Annotated in this window: 14 protein-coding genes; 4 read left to right on the top strand and 10 right to left on the bottom strand. The window is 60.1% G+C overall.

What is annotated here, in order from left to right:
- Positions 1–750, bottom strand: a complete 750-nt coding sequence (locus ACJ8M3_RS06045; protein ID WP_089197032.1) for a DeoR/GlpR family DNA-binding transcription regulator — start codon at positions 748–750, stop codon at positions 1–3.
- 150 nt (positions 751–900) lie between these two features.
- Between ACJ8M3_RS06045 and ACJ8M3_RS06050 the strand changes: the two genes are divergently transcribed.
- Positions 901–1,776, top strand: a complete 876-nt coding sequence (locus ACJ8M3_RS06050; RefSeq protein ID WP_089197031.1) for an alpha/beta hydrolase — start codon at positions 901–903, stop codon at positions 1,774–1,776.
- Here ACJ8M3_RS06050 and ACJ8M3_RS06055 read toward each other — a convergent pair.
- Entirely contained in the window at positions 1,703–2,920 is a 1,218-nt protein-coding gene (locus ACJ8M3_RS06055; RefSeq protein WP_089197030.1) for an MFS transporter, read from the bottom strand. The two genes, ACJ8M3_RS06050 and ACJ8M3_RS06055, sit on opposite strands and share 74 nt — an antisense overlap.
- Positions 2,911–4,077 carry a serine hydrolase domain-containing protein gene (locus tag ACJ8M3_RS06060; RefSeq protein ID WP_047575850.1) on the bottom strand — a complete coding sequence of 389 codons (1,167 nt, stop codon included), beginning with the start codon at positions 4,075–4,077 and terminating at the stop codon, positions 2,911–2,913. Before ACJ8M3_RS06060 ends, ACJ8M3_RS06055 begins: the two co-directional genes overlap by 10 nt.
- 121 nt (positions 4,078–4,198) lie before the next feature.
- On the opposite strand from ACJ8M3_RS06060, the gene ACJ8M3_RS06065 reads away from it, so the two are divergent.
- Positions 4,199–5,083, top strand: coding sequence for a LysR family transcriptional regulator (locus ACJ8M3_RS06065; protein WP_089197029.1), 885 nt, complete (start codon positions 4,199–4,201; stop codon positions 5,081–5,083).
- Between the two features lie 84 nt (positions 5,084–5,167).
- Here ACJ8M3_RS06065 and ACJ8M3_RS06070 read toward each other — a convergent pair whose 3' ends face one another.
- The 3 genes from ACJ8M3_RS06070 to ACJ8M3_RS06080 all read right to left on the bottom strand — a co-directional run bounded on the left by ACJ8M3_RS06070 (position 5,168) and on the right by ACJ8M3_RS06080 (position 6,493).
- Entirely contained in the window at positions 5,168–5,302 is a 135-nt protein-coding gene (locus ACJ8M3_RS06070) for an AcrZ family multidrug efflux pump-associated protein (protein ID WP_033643027.1), read from the bottom strand.
- A gap of 193 nt (positions 5,303–5,495) precedes the next feature.
- Positions 5,496–5,966: an Rrf2 family transcriptional regulator gene (locus tag ACJ8M3_RS06075; RefSeq protein WP_033650438.1), complete on the bottom strand. Its 471-nt coding sequence runs from the start codon at positions 5,964–5,966 to the stop codon at positions 5,496–5,498.
- Between the two features lie 131 nt (positions 5,967–6,097).
- Positions 6,098–6,493: a DUF427 domain-containing protein gene (locus ACJ8M3_RS06080; protein WP_089197028.1), complete on the bottom strand. Its 396-nt coding sequence runs from the start codon at positions 6,491–6,493 to the stop codon at positions 6,098–6,100.
- Between the two features lie 231 nt (positions 6,494–6,724).
- Here ACJ8M3_RS06080 and osmB point away from each other — a divergent pair, with 231 nt between their 5' ends.
- The gene (gene osmB / locus ACJ8M3_RS06085) at positions 6,725–6,937 is read left to right on the top strand and encodes an osmotically-inducible lipoprotein OsmB (RefSeq protein WP_004940700.1); all 213 of its coding nucleotides are present in this window, start codon (positions 6,725–6,727) and stop codon (positions 6,935–6,937) included.
- Positions 6,938–7,092: 155 nt separating this feature from the next.
- On the opposite strand, the gene ACJ8M3_RS06090 is transcribed toward osmB, so the two are convergent.
- The 3 genes from ACJ8M3_RS06090 to mrdA all read right to left on the bottom strand — a co-directional run bounded on the left by ACJ8M3_RS06090 (position 7,093) and on the right by mrdA (position 12,803).
- A complete protein-coding gene (locus tag ACJ8M3_RS06090; RefSeq protein ID WP_199560480.1) occupies positions 7,093–8,640 on the bottom strand; it encodes a methyl-accepting chemotaxis protein in 1,548 nt (515 codons plus the stop codon).
- A 411-nt stretch (positions 8,641–9,051) separates the two neighbouring features.
- A complete protein-coding gene (locus ACJ8M3_RS06095) occupies positions 9,052–10,770 on the bottom strand; it encodes a penicillin-binding transpeptidase domain-containing protein (RefSeq protein ID WP_033643023.1) in 1,719 nt (572 codons plus the stop codon).
- Between the two features lie 107 nt (positions 10,771–10,877).
- Positions 10,878–12,803 (bottom strand): penicillin-binding protein 2, encoded by a 1,926-nt coding sequence (mrdA, locus tag ACJ8M3_RS06100; protein WP_162997223.1) that lies wholly within the window; start codon positions 12,801–12,803, stop codon positions 10,878–10,880.
- A 296-nt stretch (positions 12,804–13,099) separates the two neighbouring features.
- On the opposite strand from mrdA, the gene ACJ8M3_RS06105 reads away from it, so the two are divergent.
- Complete coding sequence (locus ACJ8M3_RS06105; protein WP_046898399.1) at positions 13,100–13,381, top strand: YjcB family protein; 282 nt, start codon at positions 13,100–13,102, stop codon at positions 13,379–13,381.
- 36 nt (positions 13,382–13,417) lie between these two features.
- On the opposite strand, the gene ACJ8M3_RS06110 is transcribed toward ACJ8M3_RS06105, so the two are convergent.
- Entirely contained in the window at positions 13,418–13,867 is a 450-nt protein-coding gene (locus ACJ8M3_RS06110) for a MarR family winged helix-turn-helix transcriptional regulator (RefSeq protein WP_089197026.1), read from the bottom strand.
- Between the last annotated feature and the right edge of the window lie 206 nt (positions 13,868–14,073).

A 14,073-nucleotide genomic window follows, 5' to 3' on the forward strand; every position in this document is an offset into this window, starting at 1 on the left:
CTAGCAGTCGTCGGCGACGACACAAAGTTCAATCATTGATTGCTCGTCCAGGTTATCCCACGGGCGATCGGTAAACAGGCGTTGGATCTGCGCCAGATCCGCCACGTGATGCGGCTCGCAGCGATCCAGCTTCATATGGTCGGCCACCAGCCAGCGCTCGCCGCTGTTGGCCAGCATGGCGCGTTTGACCTCTGCATCGGCCTCTTCGCCGGCGCTCAGCCCCAGCTGAGAATGCACCGCACAGGCGCCCAGCAAAGCGATGTCCGCGCGGTAGCGTTCCAGCAACGCCAGCGTCGCGCTGCCGGCGAACAGCCGTTGGCGCGCGTCCCACTGGCCGCCGAGCAGGATCAGTTGGATCTCCGGCTTATCGCTCAGGCACTGCGCGATATCCAGCGAGGCGGTGATCACCGTCGCCGGGCCGCGCAACGCTTGCGCCACCGCCAACAGCGTACTGCCCGCATCCAGCATCAGGGTGCTGCCGGGCGGGATCTGTGCGGCCACCGCGCGGCCGAGCCGCTGCTTGACCTGCGGCAACAGCGCCGCGCGCGCCTGGCGCGGCATGCCGGACGGTTCGAGCGCTATCGCGCCGCCGTGATGTTTCTGCGCCAACCCCTGCCGCTCAAGATCGGCCAAGTCGCGGCGCACGGTATCGACCGAAACACCGATGGCGCTGGCCAATTCCGCCACCGCCGCCTGCCCGCGTTCGCTGAGCAAATCCAGTAAATGGCGCTGTCGTGCCGCTTTGTGCATGGGATTATTCCGCATTAAAAAAGCATAAAACGGCAATATACAGCAGATAACAGCATTGGAGAAGCCGCAATTGTGCGCACCGGAGATCAAACATCTTTTCCCCTGCGGGACGATGATGAAGACATAACGCATAACAATCCGGAGAAACGCATGAACATTGATCTGACGTTTGAAGACCTGAGCGCCCGCGCCGCGCAATACAACGCCCGCGCTTCGGTGGAGGATTTTGACGCCTGCATGGCGGACTATGCCGCGCTGGCGCAGCGCGCCAAAGCGCAGACGCCGGGCATTTACGATCTGCGCTACGGCATGAGCGCCGCCGAGCGTCTCGATCTGTTCCCGGCCAGCGCACAGCCCGCCCCGCTGCTGATCTTTATTCATGGCGGCTACTGGCATTCACAGCGAAAAGAGGAAGCCTGCTCGATGGCCGCCGCGTTCGCCCGCCGCGGTGTGGCGGTCGCCACGCTGGAATATACGCTGGCGCCGGAAGCGACGCTGGCGGAGATCGTGCATGAGGTGCGCAGCGCCGTCGCCTGGCTTTATCATCACGGGGCGCCGTTCGGCATCGATCCGGCGCGCATTTTCGTCAGCGGCAGTTCGGCCGGCGGCCACCTGTGCGGCATGCTGATCGCCGACGGCTGGCAGCAACGCTATCGCCTGCCGCCCGATGCAATCAAAGGCGCGCTGGCGCTGAGCGGCCTCTACGATCTGCGCCCGCTGTGCGATATCTACATCAACGACTGGCTGCACCTGACGCCCGAACAGGCGCAAACTCTCAGCCCGCTGTTTTTGCTGCCGGCGAAAGCGCATGCGCCGCAGATCCTGCTCGACGTCGGCCACCGCGAAACCCAGGGGTTCAAAAACCAGACGCAGGCCTATTATGACGCCTGCCTGGCGCGCGGTCTCGACGTCCACCTGCTGGCCGACCGCCACTGCAATCACTTTACGCTGGTCAACGAGCTGGCCGATGCGGAAAGCGCGATGTTCCGGCAGGTGATGGCGATGATCGACGCAACGCAACGGTAGCCTGCCGCTGCAACCGCAGCCTGGCGGCGATCGTAATCACCGCCAGCGCGGCGAACAAGGCTCCGCACAGCAGGCTGCCCTGTAGCCCCCACGCGGTGATGAACCAGCCGCCCGCCAGCGAGCCCAGCGCCACGCCCAGATTGATAAAGGCGATATACAGCCCGGTGGCGAACGCCGGCGCCTGGGGGGCTTCGGATGTCAGCCAGATCTGCGTCACGATCAAACCGCTGGTGTGCGCCGCTCCCCAATACAGACAAAGCACCGTCATCGAACCGATATTCGCGCTGCCGTAGTGATACAGCAGCGCATAAGCCGCAATCAAGGCTAGCGGGTGCAGCAGCACCGTCAGCGCTCGATGGCGGCTCAACCCCTTGCCGGCCAACAGGTTGCCCGCGACACCGCCCACGCCGAACGCCACCAGAAGAAAGCCGATGGCGCCGCCGCTGAGGCCGATTTCACGGCTGAGATATTCAGCCGCGTAAGCATAGACGGCGAACATGGCGGCAAAGATCAACACGCAGGTGATGATATTCAGCCACAGCGTCCCGCTGCGCAGGATCATCAGCTGTTTGCCATAACTGAGGCGCTGAACGGCGACGTCGGGCAACCGCATCAGCAATCCCGCCGCTGCCAGGAGATTGACCCAGGCACAGAACCGGAACGAGGCTTCATAGCTGAACTGCCCGGCGATCCATTGCGTCAACGGTATCCCCAACACCATGCCCATGCTGGTGCCGATGAACGCATAGGCGGTTGCTTTGGTGGCCTGATGCGGGGGATAAAGCGCCGCAGCCGCCACCATGGCCAGCGAAAAATAGATCGGATGAAACAACGCCGGCACAATGCGCAGCAGCATGAGCATGGAGAAACTGTCCGTCTGAGCGGACAGCGCGCTGGCCGCCGCGAACACGGTCAACGCGATCAACAACATGCGTTTGCGATTGAATCGCGACGCCAACAGCACCAACAGCGGCCCGAGCAGCGCGATGGTCAGGGCGAAGATCCCGACCAGCCAGCCGGCCTGCGCCGTGGAGATGCCATACCGTGCGATGATCTGCGGCAAAATGCCCACCACGCCGAACTCGATGCAGTAGACGCCGAACAACCCCAGCGCGATAAAGAAAATCGGCGGCATCAGGCGCATTGCATCGCTCCCGTCGCGGCATAGACCGCCTGACAAATCTCGCCGACAAAGGCGCCGGACATGCCCTCCAGCGCCGTGTTGGTAAACGCGACGACGCTGAGCTGCCGGACAGGATCGACGAACCAGGAATGGCCATAGGTGCCGCCCATGCGCCAGGTCCCCACGGACTCCGGCGTTTGCGCGGCGATGGGGTCTTTCAGTACGGTAATGCCGAGGCCGAAACCGCGCCCCGGCCAAAACGGCATCGACAAATCGCCGATCTGGTTGCTGGTGAACGCCGTCACCCAATCGGTTGGCAGCACCGGCGTTCCTCCCTGGCGCAACGCTTCCAGCAGGCGCAGGAAATCCTCGGCCGAGCCGACCATGCCGGCGCCGCCTGAGGCGTAAGCCAACGGATCCAACGCTCGCGCCGGCGACAGATGAAAACCGGCGCTGCCATCGATAAAGGGTAAATGATCCGGTTGGCGCAGGCGGCGCGGCTCGCCGGGATGATCGGCGTAAGCGGCCGCCAAACGTGCAGGATCCACCGCCAGGAAATCGGTATCCGTCATCGCCAGCGGCCCGGTCACCCATTTTTTTACTGCCTGCGCCAGCGGCAGGCCGCTCGCCTGTTCGATCGCTGCGCCCAGGACATCGGTCGCGATGGAATAGCGCCACGCCTCGCCGGGCGGCGCCAACAAAGGGGCGCAGGCAATACGCCGCACGTTCTCCTGCAGGCTGACAGACGCCTCATCCATGCCGTCGGAGACCGCCGATTGGGCGTAGAATCCCCCTTCCGGCTGGAAAAAACGGTAGCTTAGTCCGGCGGTGTGGGTCATGAGATGCCGTAGCGTCATCAACGGCGTGGTGCCATCCGCCAACCGCGGACGAAAATGCGGCAGCCAACGGGTGATGGGATCTTCCAACTGCATACGGCCTTGCGCCATCAATGCCAGCGCCGCCGTGGACACGATCGGTTTGGATACCGAAGCCAGACGGAACAGCGTATTGAACGCCATCGGCCGGCCGGCTTCGCGATCCGCCAGCCCCGCCGCGCGGCGATAAAACGTATCGCCCCCCTGCGCCACCAAAACCACTGCGCCAACCAGCCGTTTTTCCGCCAGCGCGTTATCGATCGCCCGGTCTATCACGCCCGCGGTATGCCCATATGCACTCATCGTCATTACTCCAGATAATCAGCCCATGCTGTAGTCACCGAGCATAGGGCCTGGCGATTAGCGGAAAAACAGGCTAGATTTCCCTTCATAACGGACATTAACGTCCGCAATAGGACAAACGATGGATAACTTAGCCGGCGTGAGCGCCTTCGTGCAGGCCGCTGAAACTCTCAGCTTCGTTGACGCCGGCCGCGTGCTCGGCATCTCGGCCTCGGCGGTGGGGAAAAGCATCGCCCGCCTGGAGAACCGACTGGGCGTGCGTCTGTTTCACCGCAGCACGCGCAGCATGACGCTGACCGCCGAGGGGCGGCGGTTTCTGCTGCGGTGTCGGCGCATTCTGGAGGAGATGGCGGCGGCGGAACGGGATATCAGTGATACGCATAGCGCGCCGCGCGGCAAACTGCGCGTCAGTCTGCCGCTGGTGGGAGGCCTGTTAAATCCGGTATTGGCGGAATTTGTCCGGAACTATCCCGATATTGAGCTGGAAGCCGATTTTTCCGACCGTCGGGTCGATGTCGTAGAAGAAGGTTTTGACGCCGTAATTCGGGTCGGCGAAACCGAGGACTCACGCCTGATGAGCCGCCAGTTGGGCACGTTTCATCTGCAGTTGGTGGCCGCGCCCGATTACCTGCATCGTGCCGGGATCCCGCTTCAACCGGCGGATCTGCATGGACATGCCGGTCTGTTATACAAATTCCCCTCTACCGGCAAAGTGGAACCCTGGCCGCTTGAAGGCTGGGAAAAGCGAATCGAGACGCTGGCGCACCGGTTGGTTTGCAACACCGTCGATACCCTGATTTATCTGGCGGAAAGCGGCCAGGGCATCGCCTGTTTGCCGGATTTTGCCGTAAAGCGTGCGCTGGAACAGGGACGATTGCAGCAGATATTGCGCGAGCATTGCCGCCACAGCGGCAGCTTTAAAGTCCTGTGGCCTTCCAGCAAACACCTGACGCCGAAACTGCGGGTGTTTATCGATACGCTGAGCGCGCGGCTTTTTCGGGATTAGATGGGGACTTACACCAGGAAGCAATCAGAGAGAAGAGAAATGCGAGGGAGCCGGAGGGCAACAATCGCCCCCTGGCACACTGACTCAGCCGTTTTTGCGGCCGATAGCGGAAAAGACGTTGAACACTTCACCCAGGCCGTAAATCGCGCCGAGCAAGACGGCCACCATTACCGGCACCAGGACCACTACGGTGGCCAAGCTTTCAATCATTTCTAACATCGTTCTCTCCTGGTTTATAAGCACAGCGAATCTGCGCCGGAAGAAAAGGTTTCCGGCCAAACGGTCGATTATCGTGGGGAGGCAGTCTAAAACGTGAGCTACATCACACTTGATGCGAGCTAATGTAACTTACACAATTACATTAACGCAATGCAAAAAATGCTCTGCGCGGAACGGGGTTTGGCGTGATTTTTTATTGCGTATCTGCTTGATATTGCGGTGAACAAGGGACGAAGGGATAGCCGGCGCGCAGCTCAACCTGCCCGGCCATTTCGGCGATGCTGGTCTGCGCCAGGCTGGCTTCCAGCGCGTGACCGACGCGCGCAAACTCTTGCTCCAGCACCGGGGTAATGGCGTGGCCGATATAGCACGCCTCGTTAGGCCGGGTGCGATGCAGCGTGAAATAAGGTTGATCCTCCACCGCGCGATACACGTCCAGCAGAGAAATCGCTTCCGCCGGCCGCGCCAACAACGCCCCGCCGCCTTGCCCCATCTGCGAATAGGTCAGCCCCGCCTCCGCCAACGCCCCGAGAATGCGCCGCACCACCGTCGGATTGGTGTTGACGCTGCGGGCGATATCTTCGGAACGCACCGTCTGGCCGCGACACAGCGTGATGTTGGTCAGAATATGGATGGCAACGGCAAATCGCGTAGAGGTAGACACCTTGGCACCTGCTCAGAGTTTCGCTTATGTCGGATTAAAACATAAGAAAAGCGTATCAATTTCCGGTAATACACATAATGAGTAGGGATAAGTGGAATGTCAACCTGCCCCCGCCCGAAGGCGGCGGCGGCTCAGGCTTCGGTACGGATCGCCGTGACTTTGTCGGGATAAAATGTCAGATGATCCTTGATCGCCACCACGGCGTTGTAAGGCATTTCATAGCTCCAGGCCACATTGTCCCCCTGTGGGCCGTTCAGCGTGAGGGAGAAATAACTGCAGTCGCCCTTATAAGGGCAGTAGCTGACGTGCTCGTTTTGCTGCAACAGCGCCATATTCACATCCTCACGCGGAAAGTAAAACACCGGCGGATAGTTGGCTTCCTGCAAGATGAGTACATGACGGCTGTCGGCCAGGATTTGGCCGGCGCCGCGCACCACGACCCGCGTCGGATGGCGGGTCAGCGTAATCGGATGGTCCGGGCCGGGAATTTTCACCGGTTTGCCGGATGCGGAAACGAGCTCGGACATGGCGGCCTCCAGCGTGTGCGCCCCGCCCCTCATGAGGCGTCTTCCCAGTATAGCCGAACGGTTTTGCCGACGGCCGCACATTCGGCGAGCGATCGCTTTTCACCGCGCCAAAATTAAGAATTTTTACCTGTTCGATTTTCTTTCGGAGGAATACATTCATCCCAACTTCTACCGGCGAGTTAATCGGATTATTTTTAATCCATTAATTAGCCAATTTACCAGGAACTCATTATGAATATTAAACGTGCCGCGGGTGTGTTGGTGGTGGTAATGGCGACGCTTTCCGTTACCGCATGTGGGCATATGTCCAATCGCGATCGCAACACGGCGATCGGTGCGGGCGTCGGCGCCGTGGGCGGCGCGGTATTGACCGACGGCAGCACGCTGGGCACCCTCGGCGGCGCAGCGCTGGGCGGCATCATCGGCCACCAGACCAGCCGTTAATTCTCCCGCCAAAAATAACCTCCGCAGGCCGACGATTTTTTAATCCACACGCGCCGGCCTGCTTTTATTTACTCCGCTTAAATTCCTCAGGGAGCGAACCTAAATAAATAACGTTAAGCGCGGCTTTATTATTCATTAACCTGCGCCAGGGTTATTTATTGCGCCGGCAGCCTGAAACGCGCCATCGCTTTTTCCAATCGTTCCGATTCGCCCTGCAGCAACTGCGAAGCCTCGGTCACCGCGTTCACCACGGCGCCGGTTTGCCGCGCCACCTGATTCAGCCCGGCGATGCGCGCCGTCACGTCCTGAATGCTCTCCTCCTGATTGAGCGACGCCAGCGAGATCTCCCCCATCAGTGCGCTAAACGTGTTCACCAGATCGATAATTTGACGCAAATTGCCCGCCAGCAGATCCACCGCTTGCGAACCCTGATCGATTTGCTGCAACGAGCGGTTGATCAGCTGCTGAATATCGCGCGTAGAATGGCTGCTCTTCTGCGCCAGCAGGCCCACTTCTTTAGCGACAATGGCGAAACCGCGGCCGTGAACGCCGGCGTGCGCGGCCTCGATCGCCGCATTCAGCGCCAGAATATTGGTCTGAAACGCCACGCTGTCGATCAGCGCCACAATGCCGCGCATCTCGGCCGATTGGTTGACGATCCCTTGCATCGAGACGTTGACGGTTTGCATCATCTTTTCACCGGCGCCGGCGCACTGCCTGGCCTGTTCGGTGCGTTGATTGGCCAGCTGCGCGTATTGGCCGTTTTCTTCCACCCGCGCCGCCAACTGCTGCACGTGCTCGGTCGCCAACTGCAATTCGCCGTCCTGCTTCGCCGACTGCGCCGTCAACTGTCGATTGCCGTCCGCCAGCCGCCCGACGCCGTTCAGGATCCCGCTCGCCGCATCGCGCACCTCACTCACCAGCCGCTGCAGGCCGTTTTGCATGTGGCCAATGCTGGTTTGCAACTGACGCATTTCGCGGTTAACCGCCCGTTCAGGCGGCAACGGCCGCGAAAGATCGCCGGCGGCCAGCACGTTGAGATGGGCGATCGCCCTTTGCAACGGTGCAATCACCCAACGAGCAACGCCGAACCACACGCCCAAGGCGATCAGCGCCAACGCCGCGAGCGCGCCGAGCGCATAGGTTTTGGCCTGCTCCAGCGCCGCCAATTGCCGCACGTTGACGTCATCGCCGCGTCGTTCGTTCAGCGCCTGATAAGCAAGATACTTCTCGTTGAAATCCGCCTGAAAAGCCTGGATCGGCACGGCGAAAAACGCATCGATGCTGTCGCTGCGTTGCAGCCCTTGCGCCTGCTCCTTCAGACCGTCATAGAACAGGCGATAACTGCCTTTCAGGGCGTCAGCGGCCTCGGGCGCCGTCGCGCTCAGGCGCTCAAACCGGGCGAAGGCCTGCTCTGAAGCCTGCAGCGCCGCCAGCGATTCATCCAGCAGGCTATGCCAGCTGCCGTCGGAACCGGTGGCTTTATCCTGCAGATAGTAAATACCCGCACGGTTCAGGGTATCGCTGGCCGTCAGCAGCGACAGCCTGGCGCGATCCATCGCCGCCTGCTGGCGATGCAAGGCGTCGCCCGTCACCAGGTTAATCTTGGCGTCGCGCAGAATATTGGAAATAAATACGGTGGAAAACAATTGCAGCAGAGAAAATAGTGCGATAACGCAAATTACGCCGCTTAATAACCCCATACTTTTGCCGAAGCCAAACGCGCGCGGCAGCGCGGGTGCAGGTTTTGCCCCGCGGCCAAGTGTCAGTTTTATATTCATGATTTTTAGTCGGTAATACCAGGATGCCGCGAGTCTAACGAGCATTGATGACACGACGATTACAGCCTCCCATAGGCGGGTGTTGCCGGGTTCGGAATGCGTTGAAATCATGTCAAGGCGTGAACGAAAGAGGGAATTGTCTTGGTGAGAAAATAAGCTTCTCTGCGAATCGCCAAATAAGAAATATTATTTTAGAAACAGAGAAATTCATTCAAGTCGAATATCAATCAATATTTCAAGGCATATCCATAATAAATACTGCCGTAGGTTAAACTCGTTGTATTGAAGCGTGGGTCAGACATTTTCTGACCCACTCACTTCCCGCTTAAATCCTCACCCTTTAACCGACGACACCACATTGAGCGGCTGGGCATCCGGCAGGATATTCATGTGCTCCAGCACCTGGGCCATGATCTTGCCGAACACCGGCCCGGCTACCGAGCCGCCGAAGTGCTTGCCGGCTTTCGGGTTGTTGACCATCACCACCAGCGCCACCTGCGGATCGCTGGCCGGCGCCACGCCGGCGGTATAGTTGATATAGCCGCCGTCGTATTTGCCGCTGGGGCCCATTTTCTCGGCGGTACCGGTTTTGATCGCCAAACGGTAGCCGGGCACCGCAGCACTCACCCCGCTGCCGCCCGGCAAGGCGTCGCTTTCCATCATATGCACCACGGACCTGACCGTATCGGCCGGCAAAATGCGTTGCCCCATCACCGGCGGCGTCACCTTAGTGATCGACAGCGGCCGATAAATGCCGAAGGAACCGATCGCGGCATACTCGCGCGCCATTTGCAGCGGCGTCACGCGCAGCCCATAGCCGAAGGAGAACGTGGCGCGCTCGATATCGGCCCAGCGTTCACGATGCTGCGGCAGATAACCGCTGCTCTCGTTGCCGATGCCAAGCTCGGTCGGCCGCCCCAGGCCAAAGCTGCGGTAGACCGCCGGCAGCACCGTGGCCGGCAGCGCCAGCGCAATGTGCGATACCGCGATGTCGCTCGATTTTTGCAGCACGCCGGTGATGGTCAGCTTCGACCAGTGGCCGACGTCCTTGATCAGGTGACCGTTCACCCGATACGGCGTGGTGTCCAACACGGTATCCGGCCGGATCAGCTTATGTTCCAGCCCCACCATCACCACGACCGGCTTCACCGTCGAACCCGGTTCGAAGCTGTCGCTGCTGCACACGTTGCGGATATCTTTCGCCGGCGTGCTGCCATAGTTGTTCGGGTTGAACGACGGATAGCTGGCCATGCCGAGGATTTCGCCGGTGTCGATTTTCACCAGCACCGCGCAGCCGGAGTCGGCCTGGTTAGCCACCACGCCGTCGCGGATCTGCGCATAGAGCACGTACTGGATAAATTTGTCGATGCTGAGCGTCACATTCGGCGGTGGAACCGGATCCACGCTTTTAATCACGCCGATCACCGCACCGCTGCCGTCCTTCTGGTAGACCCGCAGGCCGTTTTTACCCTGCAGCAACGGGTTGAAGCCCAGCTCGATGCCCTCCAGCCCCTGATTGTCCTGGCCGACGATGCCGATCAGTCCGGCCGCGTCCTGGCCCATCGGATAGAAGCGACTGAAATCCTGCTCGGTGCTGACGCCGGTCAGGTGCAGCTTGCTGATATAAGCGGCGTTGTCGTCCTCCACCTTGCGCGCCAGGTAGACAAAGCGTTTGTGCGCGTTGCTCTGGATCAGATGCTGCACGTCCGCCAGCGGGATCTTCAGCACGTTGGCCATGCTCTGCCAGCGTTCGTTGCCGGTATCGGTCTGGGTATCGAGAATATGCTTCGGATCCAGCACGATGTCTTTCGACGACACGCTGACCGCCAGCGCCTCATTGTTGCGATCGGTGATCATGGCGCGGTTGGTCGGCACTACCTGGGTGCGAATCGAGCGCTGATCTGCCTGGTTCGCCAACTGCTGGTGTTCCAGCAGTTGCAGGTAACCGACCCTGAACGCCAACAGAAAAAAACAGACCAGCATGCCGGCGCAAATCCAGCCGAAACGAACTGTGGAATAGGTTTTACCGCTCTTTTTGGTCGATGGCGCCACTGTTGTGTTAACCCTGCGTTTTTATTCGGTTTATCGTGTTATTTCAGTCTACCTTGCCGGAAATGGTCAGGAGATTGCAGTTTGTAAGAAAGTAAAAACAAACCGCATCACCGTTGCACATCCGCACTGTCGTTTAACTGCGGTTTAGTTTGCGCCGCGTCGCCGGGCTGGGGCGCGTTGGCCGGATCGAAAATGTGGTCGAGGATCGCGCGCGCGGTCGGCCCCGCCACCACGCCGTCGCCGCCGCCGTTTTCCAGGATCAGCGCCATCGCCACCCGGGGGTTTTTGTAGGGGGCGAACAGCGTATAAAAGATATGATCGCGCAGCCGCACCGGAATCATTTTGGCGTTGTAAGTCTGGTTTTGCTTCAGGCTGAACACCTGCGAGGTGCCGGATTTAGCGGCAATCTGGTACGGCGCGGTATGGAACAGCTTGTATCCGGTGCCGTTCGGCAGGTTGGCCATGCCATACATGCCGTTGCGCACAATGCCCCAGTAAGGCGAACGGGGATCGCCAATCTGCAGCGCCTGCGTCGGCGGCTGATAACGCGTGACCCGGTTGCCCTGCTGCAGCGAATACAGCAGGTGCGGCGTTTTCACCTTACCGTTGTTGATCAGCGTAGTCAGCGCTTTCACCATCTGAATAGGCGTCGCCACCCAATATCCCTGGCCGATGCCGACCGATACCGTATCCCCCTGATACCAGACTTTTTTGTGCACCTTCAGCTTCCAGTCGCGGCTTGGCAGCACGCCGCGGTACTCTTCGTTCAGATCGATGCCGGTCGACTGGCCGTAACCAAACTGGCTCAGCCAATGGTGAATGCGATCGATGCCCATCTCATACGCCACCTGATAAAAGAAGGTATCGGCGGACTCTTCTATCGCTTTGGTGACGTTGAGCATGCCGTGACCGGTCTTCAGCCAGTCGCGATAGCGCCGCTCGGTGCCGGGCAGCGTCCAGGTCGGCGCGCCGAAAAAGGTGGTGGTGGGCGTGATCACCCCGGCAAACAGCGCCGAAACCGCCATGTAGGGCTTCACCGTCGACGCCGGCGGGTACAGCCCCTGGGTGACGCGGTTGATGAGCGGCAAATCCGGGTTGCGGAGCAGCGCCTTATAGGCCTGATAGCCGATGCCTTTGACGAAGGGATTGGGATCGTAACTGGGGCTGGAGACCATCGCCAGAATGCCGCCGTCGCGCGGATCTTCCACCACCACCGCGGCGCGTTGCCCCTTCAGCACCGATTCGATGTACTGCTGCAGCGGCAGATCCAGCGTCAGGTAGATGTTTTTGCCGGCCTGCGGCGGCTGCTCCTTCAGCAAGCGGATCACCCGCCCGTGGTTATCCACCTCCACCTCCTGATAGCCGGTGGTGCCGTGCAGCTCGGACTCGTAATAGGCCTCGATGCCCTGTTTGCCGATGTTGCGATCGGCGGCATAGTTCTCGCTCAACCCGGCCTTGTCCAGGCGCTTGAGATCGCTGTCGTTGATCTTCGACACGTAGCCCAGCACGTGCGCCAGCTGCGCGCCGTAAGGATATTCGCGCTGCTGATAGGTATCGATAGTCACCCCGTCGAAACGGTATTGATTGACGGCGAAACGCGCCACCTCGGTGTCGTTCAGCCCCGCTTTTAGCGTTATCGGCTTGTAGCGGCTGTTGTGGTGCATGTCGTCGCGAAACGCGCTGATATCTTCCGGCGTCAGATCGACGATCGGCGTCAACGCCTGCAGCAGCGCGGCCATGTCGGTGATTTTGCTGGGCGTGATCTCGATGCGATACAGTGTCACGTTTCGTACCAGCGGAATGCCGTTGCGATCGAAGATCAGCCCGCGGCTCGGGGCGATCGGCAACATCTTGATGTCATTCTGGTTGGAGCGCGTCTGGTAAAAGCCGTGCTGGCGAATTTGCAGCCGGTAGAGGTTGACGACCAGCGCGCCGAAACAGACCACCACCAGCGCCAGCGCCACGGCCGCCCGGCGGATAAACAGCATCTCTTCCGCGGAGTGGTCGCGAATTTTTTCTTTTAACAGGGCCATGCGGAGCCGATACCTTTTGCGTCACATTTCCCCGCAAAATCAGGGAACTGAAAAGCCGGCAAGCATAGCGTTATCGGGCGCGACGCCCCATGAAAAGGTTGCTAATGAAATGGCATAACTGTTTCAGCATATTGGAATGTTACCGGCGGCGATTTTTTCACCGCGCGCCCCATTGAGCCGCCGTTCCTCTCAATGCTACAATGTGATCCTTATCACACTATTACCGTTATTCTCCTCCGCATTTTCCTGTCGGCGCCCTGCCGGATGCGGCTTTTTGTTACATAGGATCGAGTTCGATGAGTACCATTGCCACCGGTTTAATCATGATGCGCTGGGAGTTGCTGAGCGCCGTGATGATGTTCTTCGCCAGCCAGTTAAACGTCGTTTGCCGTAAAACCAGCCGCAATGGCATGGCGTTCATGTTCAGCAGCCTGGGCCTGTTTACCGCCTGCTGGTTCGTGATGGGCCTGATGGGCATTCACTTCACCCTCGAAGCCTTCGCCCAATTCTGGTCATCGGCCTGGGATCGCTACGTGGACGTGGTCAGCACCATGCCGGTCGATTGGCCGATGCCGTAATCTCGCCGCAGGGGGCAACTCAGGCCGCCCCTGCAATCAGTCCGCTTCCGCAGACGGCGCCGCCGCCAGCCGCGCCATCAGCACCCCCGCTTCGAGCAACAGCGCCTGCTCCCGCTCGGACAGACAGCTTTCCATCGCCGCCAGCAACCACGCCTCGCGTCGGGCGCGGCTTTGCTGCAGCAAACCCAGCCCGGCGGACGTCAGCCGCACCCGCACCCGGCGTTTGTCTTCGGCATCCGGCGTGCGCACCAGCAGCCCCTCGGCTTCCAGCTCGCGCAACGCGGCCGCCAGGTTTGAGGAGCGCATACGCTCCGACTCCGCCAGCAACGACGGCGTCGCCTCGCCGCCATGGCGATCGATAGCCCCCAATAGCATCAGCTGGGCCCAGGATTTTTCGTCGCTGCGCGACTCGCGCCGCATGCGGCGCACCAGCGACATTAACTGCGTGCGCAGCAGCGTCACGTCTTCAGGATGATCTTTTTTCATTGGCATCAGTCGATAACGTTCAGTTTGTCCCTACTTTCACATCGCCGGATCGCGCAGTCAATGGCGCCCCGTTCGGCCACCGCGCGCTTCTGGCTTAACCCATTTGTCTATGATAATATAGCTATTAATATATAGCAAAAAGACACTGCAGCCGGCAGGGTTACGTTTGCTCACGCATTTGCCCCCTCGCCGACTAATTTGCAGTG

The sequence above is a fragment of the Serratia sp. CY55921 genome, assembly GCF_052167655.1.
GTDB lineage: Bacteria > Pseudomonadota > Gammaproteobacteria > Enterobacterales > Enterobacteriaceae > Serratia > Serratia ureilytica.

Coding starts and splice junctions, on each gene's coding strand:
- ACJ8M3_RS06045 (WP_089197032.1), bottom strand. CDS start 750: ATGCACAAAGCGGCACGACAGCGCCATTTACTGGATTTGCTCAGCGAA.
- ACJ8M3_RS06050 (WP_089197031.1), top strand. CDS start 901: ATGAACATTGATCTGACGTTTGAAGACCTGAGCGCCCGCGCCGCGCAA.
- ACJ8M3_RS06055 (WP_089197030.1), bottom strand. CDS start 2,920: ATGCGCCTGATGCCGCCGATTTTCTTTATCGCGCTGGGGTTGTTCGGC.
- ACJ8M3_RS06060 (WP_047575850.1), bottom strand. CDS start 4,077: ATGAGTGCATATGGGCATACCGCGGGCGTGATAGACCGGGCGATCGAT.
- ACJ8M3_RS06065 (WP_089197029.1), top strand. CDS start 4,199: ATGGATAACTTAGCCGGCGTGAGCGCCTTCGTGCAGGCCGCTGAAACT.
- ACJ8M3_RS06070 (WP_033643027.1), bottom strand. CDS start 5,302: ATGTTAGAAATGATTGAAAGCTTGGCCACCGTAGTGGTCCTGGTGCCG.
- ACJ8M3_RS06080 (WP_089197028.1), bottom strand. CDS start 6,493: ATGTCCGAGCTCGTTTCCGCATCCGGCAAACCGGTGAAAATTCCCGGC.
- osmB (WP_004940700.1), top strand. CDS start 6,725: ATGAATATTAAACGTGCCGCGGGTGTGTTGGTGGTGGTAATGGCGACG.
- ACJ8M3_RS06090 (WP_199560480.1), bottom strand. CDS start 8,640: ATGGGGTTATTAAGCGGCGTAATTTGCGTTATCGCACTATTTTCTCTG.
- mrdA (WP_162997223.1), bottom strand. CDS start 12,803: ATGGCCCTGTTAAAAGAAAAAATTCGCGACCACTCCGCGGAAGAGATG.
- ACJ8M3_RS06105 (WP_046898399.1), top strand. CDS start 13,100: ATGAGTACCATTGCCACCGGTTTAATCATGATGCGCTGGGAGTTGCTG.
- ACJ8M3_RS06110 (WP_089197026.1), bottom strand. CDS start 13,867: ATGAAAAAAGATCATCCTGAAGACGTGACGCTGCTGCGCACGCAGTTA.